At 70.5% G+C, this 22,961-nt stretch carries 20 protein-coding genes; 8 read left to right on the top strand and 12 right to left on the bottom strand.

The window, feature by feature from the left end; genetic code table 11:
- Nucleotides 1-27: 27 nt before the first annotated feature.
- The gene (locus AO398_RS03535) at nucleotides 28-222 is read left to right on the top strand and encodes a hypothetical protein (protein ID WP_058190662.1); all 195 of its coding nucleotides are present in this window, start codon (nucleotides 28-30) and stop codon (nucleotides 220-222) included.
- 6 nt (nucleotides 223-228) lie between these two features.
- Here AO398_RS03535 and AO398_RS03540 read toward each other — a convergent pair whose 3' ends face one another.
- The 3 genes from AO398_RS03540 to AO398_RS03550 form a co-directional block, all read right to left on the bottom strand.
- Nucleotides 229-1,098: an amidohydrolase family protein gene (locus AO398_RS03540; RefSeq protein ID WP_058190663.1), complete on the bottom strand. Its 870-nt coding sequence runs from the start codon at nucleotides 1,096-1,098 to the stop codon at nucleotides 229-231.
- 2 nt (nucleotides 1,099-1,100) lie between these two features.
- Nucleotides 1,101-2,405 (bottom strand): MFS transporter, encoded by a 1,305-nt coding sequence (locus tag AO398_RS03545; protein WP_058190664.1) that lies wholly within the window; start codon nucleotides 2,403-2,405, stop codon nucleotides 1,101-1,103.
- A 144-nt stretch (nucleotides 2,406-2,549) separates the two neighbouring features.
- Nucleotides 2,550-3,098 carry a hypothetical protein gene (locus AO398_RS03550; protein ID WP_058190726.1) on the bottom strand — a complete coding sequence of 183 codons (549 nt, stop codon included), beginning with the start codon at nucleotides 3,096-3,098 and terminating at the stop codon, nucleotides 2,550-2,552.
- A gap of 222 nt (nucleotides 3,099-3,320) precedes the next feature.
- Here AO398_RS03550 and AO398_RS03555 point away from each other — a divergent pair, with 222 nt between their 5' ends.
- Together AO398_RS03555 and AO398_RS03560 are read left to right on the top strand one after the other, a co-directional pair.
- Nucleotides 3,321-4,076: a phosphodiester glycosidase family protein gene (locus AO398_RS03555; protein ID WP_058190665.1), complete on the top strand. Its 756-nt coding sequence runs from the start codon at nucleotides 3,321-3,323 to the stop codon at nucleotides 4,074-4,076.
- Nucleotides 4,077-4,313: 237 nt separating this feature from the next.
- On the top strand, nucleotides 4,314-6,377 hold the full coding sequence (locus AO398_RS03560; RefSeq protein WP_244498654.1) for a beta-galactosidase: 2,064 nt from the start codon (nucleotides 4,314-4,316) through the stop codon (nucleotides 6,375-6,377).
- A 45-nt stretch (nucleotides 6,378-6,422) separates the two neighbouring features.
- Here the strand turns inward: AO398_RS03560 and AO398_RS03565 are convergent, their stop codons facing one another.
- A complete protein-coding gene (locus tag AO398_RS03565; RefSeq protein ID WP_058190667.1) occupies nucleotides 6,423-7,541 on the bottom strand; it encodes an NADH:flavin oxidoreductase/NADH oxidase in 1,119 nt (372 codons plus the stop codon).
- Between the two features lie 205 nt (nucleotides 7,542-7,746).
- On the opposite strand from AO398_RS03565, the gene AO398_RS03570 reads away from it, so the two are divergent.
- Nucleotides 7,747-8,238, top strand: a complete 492-nt coding sequence (locus AO398_RS03570) for a hypothetical protein (protein WP_058190668.1) — start codon at nucleotides 7,747-7,749, stop codon at nucleotides 8,236-8,238.
- 40 nt (nucleotides 8,239-8,278) lie between these two features.
- Here the strand turns inward: AO398_RS03570 and AO398_RS03575 are convergent, their stop codons facing one another.
- The 4 genes from AO398_RS03575 to AO398_RS03590 all read right to left on the bottom strand — a co-directional run bounded on the left by AO398_RS03575 (nucleotide 8,279) and on the right by AO398_RS03590 (nucleotide 12,806).
- Complete coding sequence (locus AO398_RS03575) at nucleotides 8,279-9,592, bottom strand: PHB depolymerase family esterase (RefSeq protein ID WP_152997394.1); 1,314 nt, start codon at nucleotides 9,590-9,592, stop codon at nucleotides 8,279-8,281.
- Between the two features lie 77 nt (nucleotides 9,593-9,669).
- Nucleotides 9,670-10,089, bottom strand: coding sequence for a hypothetical protein (locus AO398_RS03580; protein WP_058190669.1), 420 nt, complete (start codon nucleotides 10,087-10,089; stop codon nucleotides 9,670-9,672).
- A 233-nt stretch (nucleotides 10,090-10,322) separates the two neighbouring features.
- Entirely contained in the window at nucleotides 10,323-12,248 is a 1,926-nt protein-coding gene (locus tag AO398_RS03585) for a propionyl-CoA synthetase (RefSeq protein ID WP_058190670.1), read from the bottom strand.
- 375 nt (nucleotides 12,249-12,623) lie between these two features.
- Nucleotides 12,624-12,806: a DUF465 domain-containing protein gene (locus tag AO398_RS03590; RefSeq protein WP_058190671.1), complete on the bottom strand. Its 183-nt coding sequence runs from the start codon at nucleotides 12,804-12,806 to the stop codon at nucleotides 12,624-12,626.
- A gap of 131 nt (nucleotides 12,807-12,937) precedes the next feature.
- Here AO398_RS03590 and AO398_RS03595 point away from each other — a divergent pair, with 131 nt between their 5' ends.
- The 4 genes from AO398_RS03595 to AO398_RS03610 all read left to right on the top strand — a co-directional run bounded on the left by AO398_RS03595 (nucleotide 12,938) and on the right by AO398_RS03610 (nucleotide 16,088).
- A complete protein-coding gene (locus AO398_RS03595) occupies nucleotides 12,938-13,201 on the top strand; it encodes a DUF465 domain-containing protein (RefSeq protein ID WP_152997395.1) in 264 nt (87 codons plus the stop codon).
- A gap of 126 nt (nucleotides 13,202-13,327) precedes the next feature.
- Nucleotides 13,328-13,825 carry a 5-(carboxyamino)imidazole ribonucleotide mutase gene (purE, locus tag AO398_RS03600; RefSeq protein WP_058190672.1) on the top strand — a complete coding sequence of 166 codons (498 nt, stop codon included), beginning with the start codon at nucleotides 13,328-13,330 and terminating at the stop codon, nucleotides 13,823-13,825.
- Entirely contained in the window at nucleotides 13,822-14,931 is a 1,110-nt protein-coding gene (locus AO398_RS03605; protein WP_058190673.1) for a 5-(carboxyamino)imidazole ribonucleotide synthase, read from the top strand. The genes purE and AO398_RS03605 overlap by 4 nt, the downstream gene beginning before the upstream one ends.
- Nucleotides 14,932-15,215: 284 nt before the next feature.
- Nucleotides 15,216-16,088 carry a tetratricopeptide repeat protein gene (locus AO398_RS03610; RefSeq protein WP_058190674.1) on the top strand — a complete coding sequence of 291 codons (873 nt, stop codon included), beginning with the start codon at nucleotides 15,216-15,218 and terminating at the stop codon, nucleotides 16,086-16,088.
- Between the two features lie 463 nt (nucleotides 16,089-16,551).
- On the opposite strand, the gene AO398_RS03615 is transcribed toward AO398_RS03610, so the two are convergent.
- The 4 genes from AO398_RS03615 to AO398_RS03630 form a co-directional block, all read right to left on the bottom strand.
- Nucleotides 16,552-17,706, bottom strand: a complete 1,155-nt coding sequence (locus AO398_RS03615; protein WP_058190675.1) for an acyl-CoA dehydrogenase — start codon at nucleotides 17,704-17,706, stop codon at nucleotides 16,552-16,554.
- A 294-nt stretch (nucleotides 17,707-18,000) separates the two neighbouring features.
- On the bottom strand, nucleotides 18,001-19,197 hold the full coding sequence (locus AO398_RS03620; RefSeq protein ID WP_058190676.1) for an acyl-CoA dehydrogenase family protein: 1,197 nt from the start codon (nucleotides 19,195-19,197) through the stop codon (nucleotides 18,001-18,003).
- A gap of 2 nt (nucleotides 19,198-19,199) precedes the next feature.
- A complete protein-coding gene (locus AO398_RS03625) occupies nucleotides 19,200-20,384 on the bottom strand; it encodes an acetyl-CoA C-acyltransferase (RefSeq protein ID WP_058190677.1) in 1,185 nt (394 codons plus the stop codon).
- A 342-nt stretch (nucleotides 20,385-20,726) separates the two neighbouring features.
- The gene (locus AO398_RS03630; protein WP_058190678.1) at nucleotides 20,727-22,802 is read right to left on the bottom strand and encodes a 3-hydroxyacyl-CoA dehydrogenase NAD-binding domain-containing protein; all 2,076 of its coding nucleotides are present in this window, start codon (nucleotides 22,800-22,802) and stop codon (nucleotides 20,727-20,729) included.
- Between the last annotated feature and the right edge of the window lie 159 nt (nucleotides 22,803-22,961).

Here is a 22,961-nt window from a genome sequence, read left to right on the forward strand (position 1 = left end):
TCAGGCGCGGGCTGCTAAACGTACGCCATGACGACTCTTGCCGCCACCGCCACGCATCTGCTGGCGACGTCCCAGAACCAGTCGATCGGCATCGCGGCGGCGCGCCAGCAGATCGCCTCCGAGAAGGCTGTCGCCGGGCTCGTGGCGGAGAGCGCGACCAAGGGGGCCTCCGGTCCCCCGGCCCCTCCCGGCCAGGGCCAGCGGGTCGACCTGCGGGTCTAAAGGCCCCTACGCGAAGCCGTAGAGGCGGCGCGGGTTGTCCACGAAGAGCCGGCGGCGCCGGTCCTCGTCCGGCACCCAGTCCGCCATCAGGTCGAGGAGGTCGGGAAGGCGCGGCGGCCCGTCCCATGCGGCCACGTGCGGCCAGTCCGAGCCCCAGACGCAGCGCTCCGGGGCGGCGTCGTTGAGGGCGCGGGCGAAGGGGATCGTGTCGGAATAGGGCGGCCCGGCCACCGAATCCCGGAAGGCGCCGGAGAGCTTGACCCAGTTGCCGTCGCGCACGAGGCCGAGCAGGGCCTGGAAGCCCGGATGCTCCACCCCCGCCGAGGCCGGCATGTGGCCCATATGGTCGAAGACCAGGGGCACCGGCAGCCGCGACAGGCGGCCGGCGATCGGCGGCAGGTCCCGGGCGTCGAGCAGGAACTGGAGGTGCCAGCCCATCTCCCGGGCGAGCGCGCCGTAGCGCTCCACCGCGTCGAGCCCGACCCCGCCGCCGAACAGCACGTTGAGGCGCAGGCCCACCACCCCGGCCTCCTTGAGGGCCGCGAGCTCCGCATCGGGGAGGCCGAGCGGGATCACCGCGATGCCGCGCAGGCGCTGCCGGTTGGCCCGGAGCGTCTCCACCATCAGGCGGTTGTCGGTGCCGTGGACGCTGACCTGGACCAGCACGCCGTTGGCCATGCCGGTGGCGTCGAGCATCGCGAGGTAGCGGTCCGCCGGGGCGGCCGGGGGCGTGTAGCTGCGATCGGCCACCAGCGGGTAGGCCGGTGGCAGGCCGATCACGTGGGCATGGGTGTCGACCGCGCCGGCGGGCACCTGGTAGCGGGTCGGGCCGCCAGGATGCGGATCCGGGGCGGGGCAGTCGCGAATCTCGGCCATGCTCAGGTATCCGCGTGCAGGACCCGGCCGCGGGTCTCGGGCAGCGCGAAAGCCGCCAGGAAGAAGATCCCGTAGGCGATGGCCGCGAAGATCGCGATGGCGGAGGCGAGGCCGGCACGCTCGGCGAGATAACCGACCAGCGCCGGGAACAGGGCGCCGACGCCCCGGCCGAAATTGTAGCAGAATCCCTGCCCCGAGCCGCGCAGGCGGGTCGGGTAGAGTTCGGTCAGGAATGCGCCCATCCCGGAGAAGTAGCCGGAGGCGAAGAACCCGAGCGGGAAGCCCAGCACCCAGAGCACGCTGTTGGACAGCGGGATCTGGGTGTAGGCGACGATCACCGCGATGGCGCCGAGCGAGAAGATCAGGAAGAGCGGCCGCCGCCCGAGCCGGTCTGCGAGCCAGGCGCCGACCAGGTAGCCGGCGAACGAGCCGATGATCAGCGCGGCGAGGTAGCCCGTGGAGGACACCACCGACAGGCCGCGCTCGGTGGTGAGAAAGCGCGGCACCCAGGTGGTGATCGCGTAATAGCCGCCCTGGCAGCCCGCCGCCGCCAGCGAGGCGAGCAGAGTGGTCTTCAGGATCGGCCCGGAAAAGATCTCCCAGATCTTCGGCCGGTCGCCGGTGGCGATGGCCCGGGCGCGGGTCTCGGCGGCCACCTGCGGCTCCTGCACGTAGCGGCGCAGGTAGAAGATCAACAGGGCCGGAAGGGCGCCGATCGCGAACATCCAGCGCCACGCGATCTCAGGCGGCAGCAGCGAGAAGGTCACCGCCTGGGCGAGCACCGCCATGCCCCAGCCGATCGCCCAGCCGGACTGGACCGAGCCGACGGCGCGGCCGCGATACTCGGCCCGGATGGTCTCGCCGATCAGCACCGCGCCGGCCGCCCACTCACCGCCGAAGCCGAGCCCCAGGATCGCCCGGGCGATGAGCAACTGCTCGAAATTCTGCACGAAGGCGCAGAGCAGCGAGAAGACCGAGAACCACAGGATGGTGATCTGGAGGGTGAGCACCCGGCCGATCCGATCGGCGACGAAGCCGGCGAGCCAGCCGCCGAGCGCCGAGGCCAGCAGGGTCACCGTCGCAGCGAGGCCGGCGGTGCCGGAATCGACGTGCCACAGGGCCATGATCGTCCCGATCACCAGCGGGTAGATCATGAAGTCCATGCCGTCGAGGCACCACCCGGCGGCGCAGGCCCAGAAGGTGTGCCGCTCCGTCGCGTTCATGGAACGGTAGAAGGCCATCAGGCTGGCATCGCGGATTTCCACCGCCTCCACGCCCGTATTCCCCGCCCCGGCTTTCGTACGCATCACACTCTCCCACAACGGGAAAGCAGTATCGGCGCCAATGGCCGAGCTTTGCAACCGTCGGGTGGTGCCACGCAAGGGAAAGGCCGCCCGGAGGCGGCCTTTCCCAACGATCGTGCCCAAGGATTCGGGTTCGGTCGATGCCGCTCAGTAGCAGCGCTCGACCAGCACCCGGCGGTAGCCGTAGGGCGTCCAGCGGGTCCGCGGGACCGTGTAGCAGCCGCCGCCGTACCCGTAATCGCCAGCGTAGCCGTAGCCGCCGCCATAGCCGACCGGGGCGTAGCCGCCGCCGTAGCCGTAACCGTAGCCCGGATAGCCGTAGCCACCGCCGTAGCCGCCATAGAGGCCGCCGGCCGCCAAGCCGAGCCCGACGCCAAGACCCAGGCCGCCGAGACCGTAGCCATAGCCACCGCGATAGCCGTAACCGCGGCCGTAGAAGCCCCGGCCGTAGCCGCCTCGGAACCCGCCATAGCCGCCGCGGTACCCGCCGAAGCCGGCGCCGCGGAAGCCGCCGAACCCACCACCCCGGAATCCGCCGCCGCCGAAGCCATGGCCGAAGCCGCCACCGTGGAACCCGCCACCGAAGCCACCGCCATGGAATCCGCCACCGCCGAAGCCGCGCGCATCCGCGCCGGCCGGCATCAGGACCAGGGCACCCGCGGCCAGCATGGCCGAGCCAAGCATTGCACCCTTCATCATGTATCTCCGTCGATCAAAACCGCCCTCGTGAGCCAGAAACGCCCGAATATGGAAAACAGTTCAGCTGCCGCCCGCGGCGCGCCGCCGCTGGCCCGGGGCACAAGCCCGGCGCCATCTCGCGGGCCGATGGTGCGGTTCCGGACACCAAAATCGCCGTTTTCAGGGGCGAGAGGCGCTGCGCCCGCCCTCGGCTCCGCCTGGGGCATCACGGAACCACCGATGACGACGCGCCCGGTTCACGCTCTGTTGATCGCGCTGCTGGCGCTCACCGTCCTCGCCCGGGGCGCCCTGGCGGCGCCGGCCGCGCCGGATCTGTGCCGCGCCGTCCAGGCGCAGGGCGAAAGCTTCACGGTCTGCACCATCGATCTGCGGCGCCAGCGGCTGCGACTGTTCTGGCTCCAGGAGGACGGTCGCCCCTACGGCGCGCTGGGAACCCTGGCCGAGAAGCAGGGCGGGCGCCTCGGCTTCGCGATGAATGCCGGCATGTACGACAAGGATCAGGCGCCGGTGGGCCTCTATGTCGAGGACGGGCGCGAGATGAAGCGCGTCTCCACCGCGGACGGCCCGGGCAATTTCCATCTCAAGCCCAACGGGATCTTCTGGGTGAAGGGCGACAAGGCCGGGGTGCTCGACACCGGCCATTACCTGCGGGCGAAGATCCGGCCGGACTTCGCCACGCAATCGGGCCCGATGCTGGTGATCGATGGGCAGATCCACCCCAAGATTTCCGCCGACGGTCCGAGCCAGAAGATCCGCAACGGCGTCGGGGTGCAGGAGGACGGGCGCGTGGCGGTGTTCGCCATCTCCGAGCGCCCGGTGACCTTCGGCGCCTTCGCCCGCCTGTTCCGGGACGACCTCGGCTGCCGCAACGCCCTGTTCCTCGACGGGACGGTCTCGAGCCTCTACGCGCCGAATCTCAGCCGCTCGGACATCAGCCGGCCGCTGGGGCCCCTGGTCGGGGCGATGGCGCGCTGAAGGCGCGCTCGGCATCCCGCGCGACGGCGTATCTGATCCTGAATCGCGACGCGGAATGACCGCGCGGCCCTGAACGGCTCGCCACCGATCGACGTCCGATCCGAGGCCGTAAGGTCGAAGGCCCGGCTGTCCGGAACCACCGTTCGCGCTTGGACACGCGACCCGCCCCCAATATACTCAGACAAAATAAAGGGGGGAATCATGGGTCGGTTGCGGCTTTTCGGTAGCGTCGTAGCGATGGCGATCGCGACGAGCTCGGCGGGGGCGCAAGTCCCGCAGACGATCCTGTACGGCGCGGCCTATTACGACGAGTATACGCCGGTCGATCGGGTCGACGAGGACGCCCGGATGATGAAGGCGGCGGGCATCACCGTCGTCCGTATCGCCGAATCCACTTGGGGCACGCTGGAGCCTCAGCCAAACGTCTTCGCGTTCGACCATATCGACCGGACCCTCGCGGCGATGAACCGTGAGGGCATCAAGGTCATCATCGGCACGCCGACCTATGCCGTGCCGACGTGGTTGGCGCGCCAGCACCCCGACATCCTGCTGCAGCCGGGCGCCTACGGTCCGCGGCAGAATATGGACATCACCAATCCCCATTATCGCGCGGCCGCCGAGCGCGTCATCGTCGCCCTGGTCGACCACGTGAAGGACGATCCCGCGGTCATCGGGTATCAGGTCGACAACGAGACCAAATCGTTCGGAACCAGCGGACCCAACGTCCAGGCAGCCTTCGTTGCGGCCATGAAGAAGAAATGGTCGAGCCTTGACGATCTCAACAAGGCTTGGGGGCTCGACTATTGGAGCAACCGGATCAACAGCTGGGACGATTTCCCGTCGGCCAACGCGTCGATCAACGCCAGTATGACGAACGCCTTCCAGGCCTTCCAGCGGGGGCTCGTGACCGACTTCCTCGCGTGGCAGGCGGATCTGGTCCGTCGGCACGCCCGCCCCGGCCAGTTCGTCACCCAGAACTTCGACCTCGACTGGCGCGGCTATTCCTACGGCATCCAGCCCGACGTGAACCATTGGGAGGCCGCCAAGGCGCTCGATGTGGCCGGCATCGACATCTACCATCCCAGCCAGGAGAAGCTGACCGGGACCGAGATCGCCTTCGGCGGCGACGTGGCCCGCTCGATGCGCGGCGGCGCGAATTACCTGGTGATCGAGACGCAGGCGCAGGGGTTCCCGGAATGGACGCCCTTCCCCGGACAGCTGCGCCTGCAGGCCTTCAGCCACCTCGCCTCGGGTGCGAAGATGGTCGAATACTGGCATTGGGCCACGACCACGAACGCGTTCGAGACCTACTGGCGCGGATTGCTCACGCAGGACTACAAGCCCAACCCGGTCTACGACGAGGCGAAGACGATCGGCGCCGACCTCAAGCGGCTCGGGCCGAAGCTCGCTGGCATGAAGAAGACGAACCGCGTCGCCCTCTACGTCAGCAACGCCGCGTTGAGTGCCTTCGATTCGTTCAAGATCAACACGCACGACTTCAAGGGCAATGCCGATCGGACGCCGGTGACCTACAACGAGGTGGTGCGCGGATTCTACGATGCGCTCTACCGGCAGAACATCGAGGTGGATCTGATCTCTCCGTCCTCCACGGTGCCGCTCGATCAATACAAGCTGATCGTGGTGCCGGCGCTCTACGCGGCGAGCGACGCGGAGATCGCCAAGCTCAATGACTGCGCCAAGGCCGGCACCCACCTGCTCTACACGTTCAAAAGCGGCTTCTCCGACGAGAACACGAAGGTGCGCTTCGCGGCGCAGCCGGGCGGGATCGCGCAGGCGGCGGGGGTGACCTATCAGCTGTTCACGGTCCCCGAGGGCGTATCCCTCGCGGGCGACCCGTTCGGCGTCGGCGCGGCCGACAACAAGGCCCGCTGGTGGATGGAGATGTTGAGCCCGACCACCGCGACGGTGGTGGCGCGCTACCAGAGCCCGTCCTGGCCCGCCGCCGCCGCGGTGACGCGCAACAGCTGGGGCTCGGGCGAGGTGAGCTATGTCGGCTTCATGCCGACCGATGCCCTGGCGGAGAAGATCCTGGCGGATGCGGCCAAGCGTGCTGGGATCGAGGTCCCCGCGGTGCACTGGCCGATCATCGTGCGCGGGGGCACGCTGACGAACGGGCATCCGGTCCGCTACGTGCTGAACTACTCCGCAACGGCCCAGGCCACGCCCGCGATGGTGAGCGGCACCGAGCTCCTCAGTGGTCGGGCGGTCACGCGCGGCAAGCCGATCGACCTGCCGGCTTGGGGCGTCGCGATCCTCGAAGGCGAGTCCGCGACGCCCTGATCGGGTCGCGCTCGGCTTGGGGGCCGAGCGCGACCAGAAGGCGCTCTAGCGCTGCCCGAACGCCGTGTCCTTGAACAGGTCCTTGTACTCCCGCGGCTGCGAGCGCCAGTACTGCTTGGGCGCCCGGACCTGGGCGCCGAGCTCGGCCGCCGCGTGCCAGGGCCAGCGGGGATCGTACAGCATGGCCCGGGCGAGCGAGATCGCGTCGGCCTTGCCCTCGGCCAGGATCGCCTCGGCCTGCTGCGCCTCGGTGATCAGGCCGACTGCGATGGTGGTGAGCCCGGTCTCGGCCTTGATCCGCTCGGCATAGGGCACCTGGTAGCCCGGCCCGAGCTTGATCGCCTGCTTGGGCGAGACGCCGCCGGTGGAGACGTGGAGCGCGGGCGAGCCGGCCCGCTTGAGCGCCTGGCCCAGGGCCACGGTCTCGTCGAGATCCCAGCCGTCCTCGACCCAGTCGGTGGCGGAGACCCGCAGCCAGACCGGGCTGCCCGCCGGCACGACCGCGCGCACGGCGTCGTAGACTTCGAGGGGAAAGCGCATCCGGTTCTCGAGGCTGCCGCCATACTGGTCGGTGCGCTTGTTGGCGATCGGCGACAGGAACTGGTGCAGCAGGTAGCCGTGGGCACCGTGCAGCTCCACGGCCTCGATCCCGAGGCGCACGGCGCGCTTGGCCGTGGCGACGAACTGGTCGCGGACGCGCTTCAGGTCGGCGGCGTCGAGGGCGTGGGGGGGCACCTCGGTCTCGCCGTGCGGGACCGCGGAGGGCGCCTCCGTGCGCCAGCCATAGGGATGCTCGGGCGGGATCTGCTGGCCGCCGGCCCAGGGCGCGTCGCTCGACGCCTTGCGGCCGGCATGGGCGATCTGGATGCAGACCGGGACCGGGGCGTATTCGCGCACCGCCTCCAGCACCCGGCCGAGCGCCCGCTCGCTTCCGTCCGAGTACAGGCCGAGATCCCAGGCTGTGATCCGCGCCTCCGGCGAGACCGCGGTGGCCTCCAGGGTCAGCAGGCCGGCGCCCGATTGGGCGAGCTGGCCGAGATGGATCATGTGCCAGTCGGTAGCCTCGCCGTCCCGGGCCGAATACTGGCACATCGGCGCGATCAGGATGCGGTTCTCAAGGGTGAGGGCATCCAGGGTGAGCGGTTCGAACAGACGGGCGGTCATGGGGCGGCTCCGTTACGGGCCGGACCTATGTGGCGCAAGGGCGCGGCCGGGGCCAGCGCCAGCCTGTGCGGACGCTCACGCGCCATGCAGGCGGCGCAAGACCCGGCGGGAACCGACCGCCCATTCGTTAACTTTTGGCAGGACGACGGCCTGAAGCCGGCGATGCGAACCGCCTGAGGGGGCGAGATCGCGCGAGGTCCTCTCCATGTTGCTCCCGAACCGTTCCACCCGCATCGCCGCCCTGGCCGCGGCCCCGTTCGCCCTGGCGGCGTTCCTTGCCGTCCCGGCCGATGCCCAGCCGGCCGCGTTCGGCGGTCCGAAGATCCTGATCCACGGCAATTACTGCGGCCCGGGCAACAACGCCCCGCTGCCGCCGATCGATGCCCTCGACGCGGCCTGCGCCCGCCACGATGCCTGCACGCCGAACGGCGGCCTGCCGTCCCAGGCCTGCAACCTGCGCCTCCAGCGGGACGCGGCCCTGATCTCGCGCGATCCGCGCCAGTCCGAGGATCTGCGGGCCATGGCGGGCCTGGTCGCCGCGAGCGCGACGCTGATGCCGACCGAGTCGGGCCCGCAGCGCCTGCCGGCTTCGGTGTCGACCGGCGCCATGCCGGACGCCTACGCGCCGGGCCTGTCGCAGCCGGCCCCGGCGGCCGATGTGCCCGACGAGGATTCGGACGGCGCCGACGTCGAGTGAGGCCGCGCCTCGCCGCCCTGCCCCGGCTCCGTTCGGTCACTCAGGGGCGGGCGGCGGCGCCCCGCGCATGCCCCAGGAAGAACCGGACCATCGCGCGGCTCGCATCCGGGCCGCGGGGCTCGGTGAACGACCCGTCCGGGCTGCCGCCCGACCAGGCATGCCCGGCCCCGTGCAGGACCCAATATTCCAGCCGCGCCTGGCCGGTGCCGTCGCTGCGGACGGTGCGGGTATAGGCGACGCCCCCCGGGCTCGTGCCCCGCTCGACCGTCTCGGCGAGGCCGGTGACCGCCATGGCCTGGGCGACCACCTGATCGCCGTTGGCCGGGTGGACGGTGCGGTCGACGTCGCCGTGAAACACGATGGTCGGGACCGCCTGCCGGTTGCGCCCCGGTGCGCCCCCCTGCCCCTTCATGGCGGCGAAGGCCGAGGCGACGTCCCGGGCCGAGCCGCAGGCCAGGCCGGAATGGACGCCCACCGCCGCGAACAGGTCCGGATAGGTCGCCGCCAGGATCGCCGCGGCGGCGCCCCCGGCCGAGAGCCCGGCGGCGTAGACCCGGTCCGGATCGGCGGAGAATTCCGCGACCACCGCCCGGGCGATCCCGGCGAGCAGAGCCGGCTCGCCGCCGTCGCGGGCCTGGTCGCCGGCGGCGTACCAGTTCCAGCAGCGCTGCATGTTCGCCGACTGGGGCTGCTCCGGATAGGCGACCAGGAAGGTCTGCTCCTCAGCGAGGCGGTTCATCTGCGTGCCAGCGGCGAAGTCGTCCGGGTTCTGGGTGCAGCCGTGCAGCATCAGGAGCACCGGCAGGGCCTGGCCGGTGTAGCCGCTCGGCACGAACACCTTGTAGCGGCGGCTGCCCGCGGCGGCGGTGAAGACCCGGTCCTCGAACCGGGCGCCCTCCGGCACGGTGGCGGCGGCCTTGCCCGGCTGAACGGAGCCGCCGGCGAACCCCTCCGCGAAGCCGCCGATGGGAATGCCGCCGATTGGAATGCCGCCTTGGGCGAGGCTGTCGCGCACGGTGCGCACCACCGCCGCAGCGATGTCGGCCCCGCCGGGGGCGGCCTGTTCCGGGGCGGCAGCCGGGCTGGGCGCGGTCCAGGCGCCGTCCGGGGATGTCGGCGCCTCCATGTCGATGGTGGTGGATCCGGCGGCCTCGGCCGGGCGGTCGCGTGCCTCGGCCCAGCGGGCGAAGGCGTCGGCCTGCCGGCGCTGGAACCGCCCCAGGGCGGCGGTCATCCGGGCCGCCCGGGCGGCGCGCTTGCCCTCGGCCTCGGCCGAGCCGGAGGCGCCGAAGCCGCCGAGCTTCATCTTCGACATGTCGAAGTTCAGAAAATCCATCTTGGGAAAGTGTTTCATCGGGCCGTTCCTTGCGGGTGGGGACGGACACGGCCGGCTGCTTGGCCCGACTGTGCGGTAGGGATGGTCGGATGGGGTCAGGCGATCCGGTCGGCCAGGGCGGCCTTGACGGCGGGGCTCGCCTGGAACGCGCCCAGCACTTCCACGGAGGCGATGGCGGCGCGCGCCAGTTCGGGGGTGACATCCAGCGCCACGGTGGCGAGGCCGAGGACCTGGATGTGCAGGGGCACGCCGGCGTCGCGGGCGGCTTCCAGGGCGGCGCGCGAATAGTGCGAGACGCCCAGGCGCAGCTGGCGTCGGGCCACGGATTGGCGCACCGCCTCCTCCTGCCGGTCCAGCTGGTTGCGCACCGCGGTGCGGATGAAGTCGGCCCGGTTGGCGTAGAACCCGTCGCGGACCATCAGGTCGACCCGGCCGAGATCGACGAAGCCGAGATTGATCGTGATCTTCTCGCTGTCCGGCACCTTGGGCCGGAATTCCTGCACGGTGTCTGTCATCGCCTCGCCCTCCCTGGGCCATCCGGTTGGATGGTCTAGAGATGGTAAGCGCATGCTGTGGTGCAAGAGGCGGTTGCCGCGCGGCCCGAAACCAGCGTGGTTTCAAAAGGTCCGGGACCTTTTGCGGGTCCAGGGCAGAGCCCTGGTGTCGGGCTTCGCCCGAGATCGGGGCTGTGCGCCCCGAACCCTACCAAAGGGCTTCGCGCCCTTTGGAAACCCCTAAGTCCCCGCGCTCAGTCCGCGCCGATCCCCCGCCCCTTCAGGCTGGCGTCGATCTCGTCGAGCACAGCGGCGTCGTCGATGGTCGCCGGCATGGTCCAGGGCTCGTGGTCGGCGATGCGCTTCATGGTGGCGCGCAGGATCTTGCCGGAGCGGGTTTTCGGCAGCCGCTGGACGGTCAGCGCGAGCTTGAACGCCGCCACCGGGCCGATCTCGTCACGGACCTTGGCGACGAGCTCGCGCTCGATGTCCGCGGGGGCGCGGTCGACCCGGGCTTTGAGTACCACGAAGCCGCAGGGCACCTCGCCCTTGAGCGCGTCCCGGATGCCGATCACCGCGCATTCCGCGACATCCGGATGGCCGGCCAGCACCGCCTCCATGCCGCCGGTGGACAGGCGATGGCCCGCGACGTTGATGATGTCGTCGGTCCGCCCCAGCACGGTGATGTAGCCGTCGGCGTCGATCACCCCGGCATCCGAGGTGTCGTAATAGCCCGGGAAGGTGGCGAGGTAGCTCGAGTGCATCCGCGCGTCCGAGCCCCAGAGGGTCGGCAGGCAGCCGGGCGGCAGGGGCAGGCGGATCGCGATGGTGCCCATCGTGCCGGGCGGAACCGGCTTGCCGCCCTCGTCCAGGACCGCGACCGTGTAGCCCGGCATCGGCACGCAGGTGCTGCCGTGCTTGACCGCCAGGAGGCCGAGGCCCAGCGGATTGCCGGCGATCGGCCAGCCGGTCTCGGTCTGCCACCAATGGTCGATCACCGGCCGGCCGAGCACCCGCTCGGCCCAGGCGACCGAATCCGGGTCCGCCCGCTCCCCGGCCAGGAACAGGCTGCGGAACACCGAGAGGTCGTAGTCGCCGATCAGCGACCCGGACGGATCCTCCTTCTTGATCGCGCGCAGGGCCGTCGGCGCCGTGAACAGGCAGACGACGCCGTGCTCGGCGACCACCCGCCAGAACGCCCCGGCATCCGGCGTGCCCACCGGCTTGCCCTCGTACAGGACCGTGGTGCAGCCGTGCAGCAGCGGCGCGTAGACGATGTAGGAATGGCCGACCACCCAGCCGATATCGGAGGCGCAGAAATAGGTCTCGCCGGGCTGGACGCCGTAGAGGTTGGGCATCGACCAGGCCAGCGCCACGAGGTAGCCGCCGGTATCCCGGACCACGCCCTTGGGCTTGCCGGTCGTGCCGGAGGTGTAGAGGACGTAGAGCGGGTCGGTGGCGGCCATGGCCACGCAGGCGGCCTGCTTGCCCGCCGCCTCGGCGGCCGCGACGGTTTCCGCCCAGTCGTGGTCGCGCCCGGCGACCAGGCTCGCGGCGCATTGGGGCCGCTGCAGGATCAGGCAGGCCTCCGGCTTGTGCCGGGAGGTGGCGATCGCGAGGTCCAGCAGCGGCTTGTAGGCGACCACCCGGTTCGGCTCGAGGCCGCAGGAGGCGGCCAGCACCACCTTCGGGGCGGCATCCTCGATCCGCACCGCCAGCTCGTTGGCCGCGAAGCCGCCGAACACCACCGAGTGCACGGCCCCGAGCCGGGCGCAGGCCAGCATGCCGAACAGGGCCTCGGGCACCATCGGCATGTACAGCACGACCCGGTCGCCCTTGCCGACACCGAGCTCGGCCAGCACGGCGGCGAGCGCCGTCACCGAATCGCGCAACTCCCGGTAGCCGCTGCTGCGCTTCGTCCCGGTGACGGGGGAATCGTACAGGATCGCCGCCTGCTCGGCCCGCGCCCCCTCGGCGTGCCGGTCCACCGCGTTGTGGCAGGCGTTGAGCGTCCCATCCGGGAACCAGCGGCCATAGGGGCCGGATTTGGGGGCGAAGGCCTGCGCCGGCTCCTGCGCCCAGTCGAGCGCCCCGGCCGCCTCCAGCCAGAACGCCTCCGGGTCGCGGCGCGCCGCGTCGTAGATCTCGGGATAGCGGCCCGGCAGGCTGGCGGTGGTCATCGGCGCGGCGAGTCCTCGGGGGCCGCTCTTCGGCGGCATCCCGGGGAGATTAGCCGATTCTGGTTTCTTGCGCGCGAGCGGACGGTGAGGATGATGTGAGCAGACGGATCGTTTGAGACACGGCCTGACCAAGAAACCGCCTCTCCCACCAACCCCCCTCATCCTAAGGTGCCGCGCAGCGGCCTCGAAGGAGGGCTCCAGGGATCGCAGGGGCCTCTGGAGGACTCCTTCGAGGCCCGCTGACGCGGGCGCCTTAGGATGAGGGGCAGGGTCGGGAGAGCACGGTCGTCACCCGGAAAAAACCGCCGCACCGGGCGGACCGGTGCGGCGGTTCTCGTCGTGCACTTACGTCCGGGAGGGACAGTCAGGCGCGGCTCAGTGCAACGTATCGTTGCCGGCCTGCAGCCGTTTGATTTCGTCCTTGAGGAGAAGTTTCCGTCGCTTCAATTCGGCAATGTGGAGGTCGTTTGCAGAAGGCCTGTGGATCGCCTCGTGAATCTCACGCTCGAGGGCTTCGTGCTTCCGGGCGAGTTGGCTCAAATGCGTCTGCAGCGACATGAGTCGAATCTCCTGTCATTGTTCCGACACATGGAGACTGGCACAGGATGCCACACCTGTCGAAGCCTTTTCTCCGGCCAAGCCTGACGAATGCTTACCGGGCCGGCTTGTCCCGCGGCGGGGTGTAACGCATGCTCTTCGACACGGAACGGTCTTCGATACCGCGGGTGACGATGGCGGACGAGTCGAACGAAAACGTGCAGCCGGCGGATCTCGAAGCCGAGCTGAATCGGCTGCGCGAGGAGCACCGGGGGCTCGACGGTGCCATCGAGGCGCTGGAGCGCAGCGTCGCCGGGGACCAGCTCCAGATCCAGCGCCTGAAGAAGCGCAAGCTGACCCTGCGCGACCGGATCTACCATATCGAGGACGCGCTCACCCCGGACATCATCGCGTAAGCGGATCGTCCCGAAAGCCGGAAACCATCTTTCGGGACTATCCGTCGATGCCGGTGGACGCTCCGGCGCGACGCCTTGCCGCCGGCCCGCCCCGCCTGTAAGCGGCCTCTTTTGCCGGGATCAACGATGGCGTCGCCTCCGGTTGCGATCATCATGGGCAGTCAGTCCGACTGGGCGACCATGCGGCACGCCGCAGAGACGCTCGACGCGCTCGGCGTGCCGTACGACGCGCGCATCGTCTCGGCCCACCGCACCCCCGACCGGCTCGTGGCCTTCGCCAAAGGCGCGGTCGCGGCCGGGTTCAAGGTCGTGATCGCCGGCGCCGGCGGGGCCGCGCACCTGCCCGGCATGGCCGCCGCGATGACCCGCCTGCCGGTCTTCGGCGTGCCGGTGGAATCCAAGGCCCTGTCCGGCCAGGACAGCCTGCTCTCGATCGTCCAGATGCCGGCCGGCATCCCGGTGGGGACCCTGGCGATCGGCCGGGCCGGGGCGGTCAACGCGGCCCTGCTCGCCGCCGCGGTGCTGGCGCTCGCCGACGCGGGCCTGGCGGAACGCCTGGAGGCCTGGCGCGCGGCCCAGACCGCATCGGTGGCCGAACGGCCGGAGACGGACACACCTTCGTGACGGACACAGCTTTGAAGCCCGGCTCCACCCTCGGCATCGTCGGCGGTGGCCAGCTCGGGCGCATGATCGCGCTCGCTGCGGCCAATTACGGGCTGAAGGTGCATGTCTATGCGCCCGACCGGGACAGCCCGGCCTTCGACGTCGCCGCCCGCACCACCTGCGCGGCCTACGACGATGCCGAGGCGCTGGCCGCCTTCGCGCAGAGCGTCGACGCGGTGACCTACGAGTTCGAGAACATCCCCCGCGCCACCGCCGACATCCTCGCCCGGCACGCCGCCCTGCATCCGAACGCCGAGGCGCTCGCCACCACCCAGGACCGCCTGACGGAAAAAGAATTCATCAACCGGCTCGGCATCCCGACCGCGCCGTTCCAGGCGGTGGACACGCCCGACGACCTCGACCCGGCGATCGCGGCGCTCGGCTTGCCGGCGGTGCTCAAGACCCGCCGGTTCGGCTACGACGGCAAGGGCCAGCGCATCCTGCGCGAGCGCGCCGAGGGCGACCGCAACGCGCTGTTTGCCGAGTTCGGCGGCGCGCCGCTGATCCTGGAGGGCTTCGTGCCGTTCGAGCGCGAGGTCTCGGTGGTGGCCGCCCGCGGCCGCGACGGCGGCTTCGCGGCCTTCGACCTGTGCGAGAACGAGCACCGCGACCACATCCTGGCCCTGACCCGGGTGCCGGCCCCCGGCCTCACCCCCGAGACCGCCCGCGCCGCCCTCGACATCGCCCGGCGGATCGCCGATGCGCTGGACTATGTCGGCGTGCTGGCCGTCGAGATGTTCCTGGTGCGCGAGGACGGTGCCGAGCGCCTCGTCGTCAACGAGATCGCGCCGCGGGTCCACAATTCCGGGCATTGGACCATCGAGGGGGCGACGACCTCGCAATTCGCCCAGCATGTCCGGGCGGTGTGCGGCTGGCCGCTCGGCGATTCGGCCCGGGTCGGCGGGCTGCCGGTGGAGATGCGCAACCTGATCGGCGCCCAGGCGGACGACTGGTCCGCCCTGCTGGCCGAGCCCGGCGCCCACCTGCACCTCTACGGCAAGGGCGAGGCCCGGCCCGGCCGCAAGATGGGCCACGTCACCCGGCTGGGGCGCGTGCCGGAGGCCTGACCGGGCCCGGTTCTGCGGCTTCGGGAACACACCGGACCGGCCGCACGCGCGCCGGAGGCCGCGACACGGCCTGCGCGCGTCCGCGAGCCATACCTTCGCCACATCCCGAAGCTTCCACCACGGCGTGACCGGTCGCGGGACCGCGTATCCTTAAGCCGGCATTCACCGCGATGCGCGACGGTGCCCCGGAGACGAGGGGGCGCGGCGTAAGCCGGGCGACAGACAAGATTCGGGGGCGGGGTGGGCACGCGGGATGCGGGTCGCGCCCCGGGGAGAGTGGGGCGATGATCGTACGCAACGGGCTGGCACACAAGATCGCGCTGATCGGCGCGGCCACGCTCTCGGCCGCGGCGCTTGCGGGCTGCGAGACCGTCGGAAGCGCCGCCGGCCCGCGGCAATACGCGGTGGTGGAGACCGACACCACGGGCGCCACCACCGTCAACATCGCCTCGCTGACCGAGGTGATCCAGCGCAACCCGAACGACGCCGCCGCCTACAACACCCGCGGCGCCGCCTATGCCCGGGCCGGCCAGTTCAACGACGCCATCGCGGACTTCACCAAGGCGATCCAGATCGACCCGAATTCGGGCTCGGCCTACAACAACCGCGCGCTCGCCGAGCGCCAGGTCGGCCGCGACGCCGCCGCCCTGCAGGACTTCACCAAGGCGATCGGCATCGATCCGAATTACGGCCCGGCCTATATCGGCCGCGCCAATGTCGAGCGCGCCCAGGGCAATCTCGACCAGGCGCTCGCCGACCTCAACGTCGCGATCCGGCTGATGCCCGAATCGGCCGAGGCCTACCACGCCCGTGGCCTGGTGCGGCAGAAGCAGGGTCAGGACACCCAGGCGATCGCCGATTTCGACGCCGCCATCGACCGCAACCCGTTCGTGTCCGCGCCCTACGCGGCCCGCGGCCAGAGCCTGATCGCCACCAACCAGTACCCGAAGGCGATCGAGGACTACAACGCGGCGCTCAACGTCAACAACAAGGACGCCACCTCCTGGGCCTATCGGGGCCTGGCCTACGAGAAGTCGGGCCAGCGCAAGGAGGCGCTCGAGAACTACCAGCGCGCCGCCGTGATCGAACCCAACAACGCCGTCGCCCGCGCCGGCCTCGGCCGCGTGCAGGGCGGCGTGGGTTCGCTGTTCAACTGATTTTTTGCTCCCTTCATCCAACCCATTCTGACAGGCTCTGGTCTTTCGATTGACAGACGGGCTTGCAACGCCAGGACGAGGCGCGGGTCCCCTCTCCCGCACGGGCTGAGATGTTCACACATCGGCTGGTGGAAGGCGCGACGCGCTCTCCTCCCCCTTGCGGGGAGGCGTTGGAGGTGGGGGTGGTGCAGAAGGCACCGTGCCGTTCGATCCTGCACCACCCCCACCCCTGACCCCTCCCCGCAAGGGGGAGGGGAAATGCGTGGTGTTTCAGAGGCTTGCGACAGGGCAATCTCGATCTGTGAATCCGCTAGCCCGCACGGGAGAGGGGGCTTGTCGCGCTCCATCCTCGAAGGAGGGCTCTAGCCAGCTGCACGATCCCTGGAAGGCTCCTTCGAGGCTCGCTGCGCGCGCACCACAGGATGATGGGTTGGGCGGGATGGGGTAAGGCCAAAAAAGCCCCTCACGCCGCCAGCAGGCCGTTCTCCCCTTGTGTGATCCGGCGCAGGTGGTGGGCGGTGTCGCCGAGCTGGTATTCGATCATGGCGAGCCGCTTGAAGTGGTGGGCGCCGAGATATTCGAGCGTCATGCCGATGCCGCCGTGGAGCTGCACCGCCTCCTGGCCGACGAACCGGCAGGCCTTGTTGATCTGCACCTTCACAGCCGCCAGCGCCGCCGCGCGCGCCCCGGAATCCTCCGCCTCCACCATCATGGCGGCGTAGAGCGCCATCGAGCGCGCCTGCTCCAGCTGGATCAGCATGTCCACGGCCCGGTGCTGCAGCGCCTGGAACGAGCCGACGCTGACCCCGAACTGCGTGCGGGTCTTGAGATATTCCACCGTCAGCTTGTGAAGCGCGTCCATGGAGCCCACCGCCTCGGCGGCCAGCGCCGCGATCCCGTGCTCGATTATCCGCTCAAGCAGGGGCAGGCCCCCCTCGGGGTCGCCCAGCGCCGCGTCGGCCGGCAGCGTGACCTCCGAGAACGACACCTCCGCGGCCCGGCCGCCATCCTGGGTCGGGTAGGCCTCGATCGCCACCCCCGCGGCGTCGGCCGGCACCAGGAACAGCCCGATCCCGTGCGGGTCGCGCCGCTCCCCGGAGACCCGAGCCGAGACCACCATCAGCCCGGCCGCGTCGGCATTGGGCACGACGCTCTTGGCCCCGCTCAGCACGAACTTTTCGCCGGAGCGCCGGGCCACCGTGGCGACATCCTCCAAGTCGTAGCGCGATTGGCGCTCGGTATGGGCCAGGGTGAGCCGCAGGCTGCCGTCGATGACACCGGGCAGGAGCGTCTCTTTCTGCGCCGGGCTCCCGCCGAGCCGGAGCGCCGTCGCGCCGAGCACCAGGCTCGCGAACAGCGGCTCGACCACGAGGTTGCGCCCCACCGCCTCCATGACCAGCATGGTCTCCACCGGGCCGCCGGCGAGCCCGCCCTCGGCTTCCGAGAAGGGCAGGCCGGTGACGCCGAGCTCGGCGAACGCCGCCCAGCCCGCCTCGGGGAAGCCCAGCGGCGCTGTCAGCCGCGCCTGCCGGCCCTCCAGCGACGGGTACAGGTCCGCCGCCAGCCGCTCGACGCTGTCGCGCAGGAGCGACTGGTCCTCGTTCAGGTCGAAATCCATGTCTGGCTCCTCGATCGTCCCCTCCCCTCTGCGGGCCACGATGTTCCCACATCGATTCATGTGAGGCGCGACGCGCTCTCCTCCCCCTTGTGGGGAGGAGTGGGAGGTGGGGGTGGTGCAGGACCGGGCGTGACGGTGCCTTCTGCACCACCCCCACCCTGACCCCTCCCCACAAGGGGGAGGGGAAATGCGTTGTGTTTTAAAGACTTGCGACCGAGAAGCCCCGATCTGGGAATACGATAGCCTCAAAGCGGTGGGTGGGATCGGCTGGGGCGGCTGGCGGCCCGCCCCGACTCACAGCCCCAAAATCCCCTTGGCGATGACGTTGTGCTGGATCTCGTTGGAGCCGCCGTAGATCGAGACCTTGCGGTTGTTGAAGTAGCTCGGCGCCGCCGCATCGACCCAGTCGAAGCCGCCGGGCAGGTTGTTGGCTCCGGCCCCGCGGGCCGGCGCCGCCCGGGCGAACGGGCCGGCGAGCGCGACCAGCAACTCGGTCGCCGCCTGCTGGAGCTGCGAGCCGCGGATCTTGAGGAGCGAGGAGGCGGGGTCGGGCTCCACCGAATCCGCCCGGCCCTGCTTGGCCGCCACCCGCATCTGGGTGATCTCCAGGGCCTTCAATTCGACCTCGACCTCCGCCACCCGGCCGCGAAAGTCGCGATCGTCCCACATGGTCCCGGAGCCCGCCGGCATCTCCTTGGCGAGGCGCTTGATCCGGGCGATCCGCTCCTTGGTGAGGCCGATCCGGGCGATGCCGGTGCGCTCGTTGGCGAGCAGGAATTTTGCGTAGTCCCAGCCCCGGTTCTCCTCGCCCACGAGGTTCTCGACCGGCACCCGCACGGCGTCGAAAAACACCTCGTTGACCTCGTGGCGGCCCTCCAGGGTGAGGATCGGCCGCACGGTGATGCCCGGGGTCTTCATGTCGATCAGCAGGAAGGAGATGCCCCGCTGCTTCTTCACCTCGAAGTCGGTGCGCACGAGACAAAAAATCCAGTCGGCGTGCTGGCCCAGCGTCGTCCAGGTCTTCTGGCCGTCCACGATGAAGTGGTCGCCGTCGCGCACGGCCTTGGTCTTCAGGGAGGCCAGATCCGAGCCGGCGCCGGGCTCGGAGAAGCCCTGGCACCACCAATCGTCGAGATTGGCCGCACGCGGCAGGAAGCGTTCCTTCTGGTCCTGCCGGCCGAAGGTCGCGAGCACGGGGCCGAACATGTAGCAGTTGAATTGCTGCGGCAGCGGCACCGCCGCCTGGAACAGCTCCTCGGTGTAGATGTAGCGCTGGATCGGCGTCCAATCCCGGCCGCCCCATTCCTGCGGCCAGTGCGGCACCGCCCAGCCCTTGGCGTTGAGGATCCGCTGGCTGGCGACGATGTCCTCCTTGGCGAGGCTGCGCCCCTCCGACACCTTCTTTCGTATGTCAGCCGGGATCTCCGTCCGGCAGAAGCTGCGGACTTCGTCGCGGAACGCGATCTCGTCCGGCGTAAAGCGCAGATCCATCGTCAGCCTCCGATCTCGAACAGGCCGGCGCAGCCCTGGCCGCCGGCCACGCACATGGTCACCACGGCGTAGCGCGCCCCGCGGCGGCGGCCTTCCAGCAGGGCGTGGCCCACGAGCCGCGCCCCCGACATGCCGAACGGATGGCCGACCGCGATGGCGCCGCCGTTGACGTTGACCTTCTCCGGATCGATCCCGAGCCTGTCCCGGCAATAGACCGACTGGGACGCAAAGGCCTCGTTCAGCTCCCAGAGGTCGATGTCGGCGACCGTGAGCCCCTGCCGCTCCAGCAGGCGCGGCACCGCGAAGACCGGGCCGATGCCCATCTCGTCCGGCCCGCAGCCAGCGGAGGCGAAGCCCCGGAAGGTGCCCAGCGGCGTCAGGCCTCTCCGGGCGGCCTCGGTAGCCGACATCAGCACGCTGGCGGCGGCGCCGTCCGAGAGCTGGCTGGCATTGCCGGCGGTGATGAAGGCGCCCTCCCCGCGCACGGGCTTGAGCTTCGCCAAGCCTTCGAGCGTCGTGTCGGGCCGGTTGCCCTCGTCCTTGGCGAGCCGGGTCTCGACCTCCCGGGTCGCGCCGGTGGCCTTGTCGGTCACCGCCATCACGGCGCTCATCGGGACGATCTCGTCGTCGAACAGGCCCCGCGCCTGCGCGGCGGCGGTGAGGCGCTGGCTCTCCAGCGCGAAGGCGTCCTGCGCCTCCCGGGAAATCCGATAGCGCTCGGCGACGATGTCGGCGGTCTCGATCATCGGCATGTAGATCGCCGGCAGGTGCGCCTCCAACCAGACGTTGCGGGTCAGCTCCCGCTGCACCTTCGGCTGAACCAGGCTGATCGACTCGACCCCGCCCGCCACCGCAACCGGCACGCCGTCGAGGATGATCCGCCGGGCCGCGCTGGCGATCGCCTCAAGCCCCGAGGCGCAGAAGCGCGAGACCGTGACGCCGGCCGACTCCACCGGGATCCCCGCCACCAGGGCGGCGTGGCGGGCGACGTTGCCGCCGGTGGCGTTCTCCGGATAGCCGCAGCCGAGCACTACCTCTTCCACGGCTTCCGGCTCGAGCCCGGCCCGGTCCAGGGCGCCCCGGATCGCCTCGCCCGCGAGGTCGGCGCCGCCTGTGCGGTTCAGCGCGCCGCGATGGGCCTTGCCGATCGGCGTGCGGGCGGTCGAGACGATCACCGCGTCGGTCATGCCGGGCTCCTCCGGGGATTCAAAACGGCGTTGCGGTCGGTCGATGTGATGGTTCTGCTCGGGTAAGCTGCGCAAAGCGTGATCCAAAAACCGCTCTTCGCCATGAGCTTGTCAGCCGTGGGCGGATGAACCGCGCTCCTTTCCCGACGCCTGAAACGCAGTGGAAGGTGATCCGGGACCAAGCAAGACGAGCGCCGCGGAGCGGCACAGATCTCTTTGTAAGGACGCTTCGCGTGGTCTTGTGCTGGGTCCCGGGTCGCATTCCGCTGACGCTCCATGCGCCTGGGAAAGGGGCGGCGCACGAACGACCCCGCGACGGCGCCCTCATCGGTCGAGGGGCCATTAGGCCGTCGCCTTCCAGGCGGCGAAGGTGCCGCCCGATTCCGCCAGCTTGCGCAGCAGCGGCGCTGGCTCCTGACTGTCGTCGCCGGTCTCCCGGGCGAAGCGCGTCAGCGCCTCCGCGACATGCTTGAGCCCGACCGTGTCGGCCCAGTGCATCGGGCCGCCGCGCCAGGCCGGCCAGTTGTAGCCGTTGATCCAGATCGTATCGATGTCGCCGGGCCGGGCGGCGATCCCCTCCTCGAGGATCCGCGCGCCCTCGTTGACCATCGGGTACATCAGCCGCGCCACGATCTCATCGGGGCTGAACGTGCGGCGCGCGATGCCGTGCTCGGCGGCGGTCTTCTCGATCAGCGCGTCCACCTCGGGATCGCGCGTGCCGGTCCGGGCGCCGTCCGGATACACAAAAAAGCCGCGGCCGGTCTTCTGGCCGAACCGGCCCATCTCGGCCAGCGCGTCGGCGACCGGCGCCCGGCCGCCGAAATCCTTGCGGGAGCGCCAGCCGATATCGAGGCCGGCGAGGTCGCTCATGGCGAAGGGGCCCATCCGGAAGCCGAAGCCGGTCACGGCGGCGTCGACTTCGTGCGGCAGGGCGCCTTCGAGCAGCAGGCGTTCGGCGGCGCGGCTGCGGCGCTCCAGGATGCGGTTGCCGACGAAGCCGAAGCAGACGCCCACGGTCACCGGCAGCTTGTTGAGGCGCTTGGCCAGATCCAGTGCGGTGGCGAGCACGTCGGGCGCGGTCTTGCCGGCGCGGACCACCTCGACGAGGCGCATGACGTTGGCCGGGCTGAAGAAATGCAGGCCGAGCACGTCCTGCGGCCGGCCGGTCACCGCCGCGATGGCGTCGACATCGAGATAGGAGGTGTTGCTTGCCAGGATCGCGCCTTCCTTGGCGATGCCGTCGAGCTTGGAAAAAATCTCGCGCTTGACCGCCATGTCCTCGAAGGCCGCCTCGATGACGATGTCGGCCTCTCCGGCGTTCTCCAGGCCGATCGCCCCGGTGATCCGGCCGATCCGTTCGTCGCGCTGGGCCTCGGTGATCGAGCCGCGCTTGGCCGAGCCGGCATAGAGGCCCTTCACCCGGTTGAGGCCGCGTTCCAGGGCGCCGGCCTCGGTCTCGATCACGGTGGCCGGGATGCCGGCATTGGCGAAGCACATGGCGATGCCACCGCCCATCGTGCCGGCGCCGATCACCGCGGCCGTCTGGATGGAACGGCGGGGCGTGTCCTTCGACAGGCCCGGCACCCGGGCGGCCTCGCGCTCGGCGAAGAAGGCGTAGCGCAGGGCCTTGGAGCGTGGATCCTCCACCAGCGTGTGGAACTCGGCCCGCTCGACGGCGACCGCCGCGTCGAACGCGTCGGGGTCCAGGCTGGCACGCACCGCCCGGGCCAGGGCGTGGACGTTGGTCGCCTCAGGATCGCGTTTCACCGCCTCCGCGGCCTTGGCCTCGAAGGCCTGGCGGGCCTCCGGGGTCAGCCGGTCCGCCCGGTCGCGCACCCGCGGCAGGGCGCCGGAATCGGCGAGTTCCAGGGCGCGGGTGCGGGCCGCCGGCACGAGGTCGCCGAGCACCACGGCGTCGACGATCCCGAGCCTGGCGGCCGTCTCGGCCGTCACCGGCTCGCCGGTGAGCATCATCGTGAAGGCGGCGTCCGGCCCGATCAGCCGCGGCAGGCGCTGGGTGCCCCCGGCCCCCGGGATGATCCCGAGCTTGATCTCCGGCAGGCCGAGCTTGGCCGTGGGCCCCGCGATCCGGCCATGGCAGGCCATCGCCAGCTCCAGGCCACCACCCAGCGCCGCGCCGCCGATCGCCGCCACCACCGGCTTCCGCCCGGCATCAAGCCGCTCCAGCACGTCGGGCAGGCTCGGGGCCTGGGGCGGCTTGCCGAATTCCGAGATGTCGGCCCCGCCGACGAACACCTTGCCCTCGGCCGCCAGCACGACGGCGCGCACCGATTCGTCCGCCTCCGCCCGGGCCAGGGCGGCGTCGAGGGCACCCCGCAGCGCGGCGCCCAGCGCGTTAACCGGCGGGTTGGCGAGCGTGAGCACGGCCACGCCGCCATCGACCTCGTAACGAACCAAAGCGTTGCTCTCCCTATTCTGCACTGCAGAATTATCGTTTGCAATTCGGTGGGATGTTGATCCGCGAGGGTTGGGACGTCAAGGATACGCCCGTTTCAAAGACCGGCTTCGTCGCGTCGTTCCGCATCGCAGACGCATCCCGGCGGGGCCGTTTGACCG

This window comes from Methylobacterium sp. GXS13 (assembly GCF_001455965.1).
Classification (GTDB): domain Bacteria; phylum Pseudomonadota; class Alphaproteobacteria; order Rhizobiales; family Beijerinckiaceae; genus Methylobacterium.

Coding starts and splice junctions, on each gene's coding strand:
- AO398_RS03540 (WP_058190663.1), bottom strand. CDS start 1,098: ATGGCCGAGATTCGCGACTGCCCCGCCCCGGATCCGCATCCTGGCGGC.
- purE (WP_058190672.1), top strand. CDS start 13,328: ATGGCGTCGCCTCCGGTTGCGATCATCATGGGCAGTCAGTCCGACTGG.
- AO398_RS03620 (WP_058190676.1), bottom strand. CDS start 19,197: ATGGATCTGCGCTTTACGCCGGACGAGATCGCGTTCCGCGACGAAGTC.
- AO398_RS03535 (WP_058190662.1), top strand. CDS start 28: ATGACGACTCTTGCCGCCACCGCCACGCATCTGCTGGCGACGTCCCAG.
- AO398_RS03610 (WP_058190674.1), top strand. CDS start 15,216: ATGATCGTACGCAACGGGCTGGCACACAAGATCGCGCTGATCGGCGCG.
- AO398_RS03555 (WP_058190665.1), top strand. CDS start 3,321: ATGACGACGCGCCCGGTTCACGCTCTGTTGATCGCGCTGCTGGCGCTC.
- AO398_RS03560 (WP_244498654.1), top strand. CDS start 4,314: ATGGCGATCGCGACGAGCTCGGCGGGGGCGCAAGTCCCGCAGACGATC.
- AO398_RS03565 (WP_058190667.1), bottom strand. CDS start 7,541: ATGACCGCCCGTCTGTTCGAACCGCTCACCCTGGATGCCCTCACCCTT.
- AO398_RS03545 (WP_058190664.1), bottom strand. CDS start 2,405: ATGCGTACGAAAGCCGGGGCGGGGAATACGGGCGTGGAGGCGGTGGAA.
- AO398_RS03585 (WP_058190670.1), bottom strand. CDS start 12,248: ATGACCACCGCCAGCCTGCCGGGCCGCTATCCCGAGATCTACGACGCG.
- AO398_RS03615 (WP_058190675.1), bottom strand. CDS start 17,706: ATGGATTTCGACCTGAACGAGGACCAGTCGCTCCTGCGCGACAGCGTC.
- AO398_RS03625 (WP_058190677.1), bottom strand. CDS start 20,384: ATGACCGACGCGGTGATCGTCTCGACCGCCCGCACGCCGATCGGCAAG.
- AO398_RS03575 (WP_152997394.1), bottom strand. CDS start 9,592: ATGAAACACTTTCCCAAGATGGATTTTCTGAACTTCGACATGTCGAAG.
- AO398_RS03595 (WP_152997395.1), top strand. CDS start 12,938: ATGCTCTTCGACACGGAACGGTCTTCGATACCGCGGGTGACGATGGCG.
- AO398_RS03580 (WP_058190669.1), bottom strand. CDS start 10,089: ATGACAGACACCGTGCAGGAATTCCGGCCCAAGGTGCCGGACAGCGAG.
- AO398_RS03550 (WP_058190726.1), bottom strand. CDS start 3,098: ATGAAGGGTGCAATGCTTGGCTCGGCCATGCTGGCCGCGGGTGCCCTG.
- AO398_RS03590 (WP_058190671.1), bottom strand. CDS start 12,806: ATGTCGCTGCAGACGCATTTGAGCCAACTCGCCCGGAAGCACGAAGCC.
- AO398_RS03570 (WP_058190668.1), top strand. CDS start 7,747: ATGTTGCTCCCGAACCGTTCCACCCGCATCGCCGCCCTGGCCGCGGCC.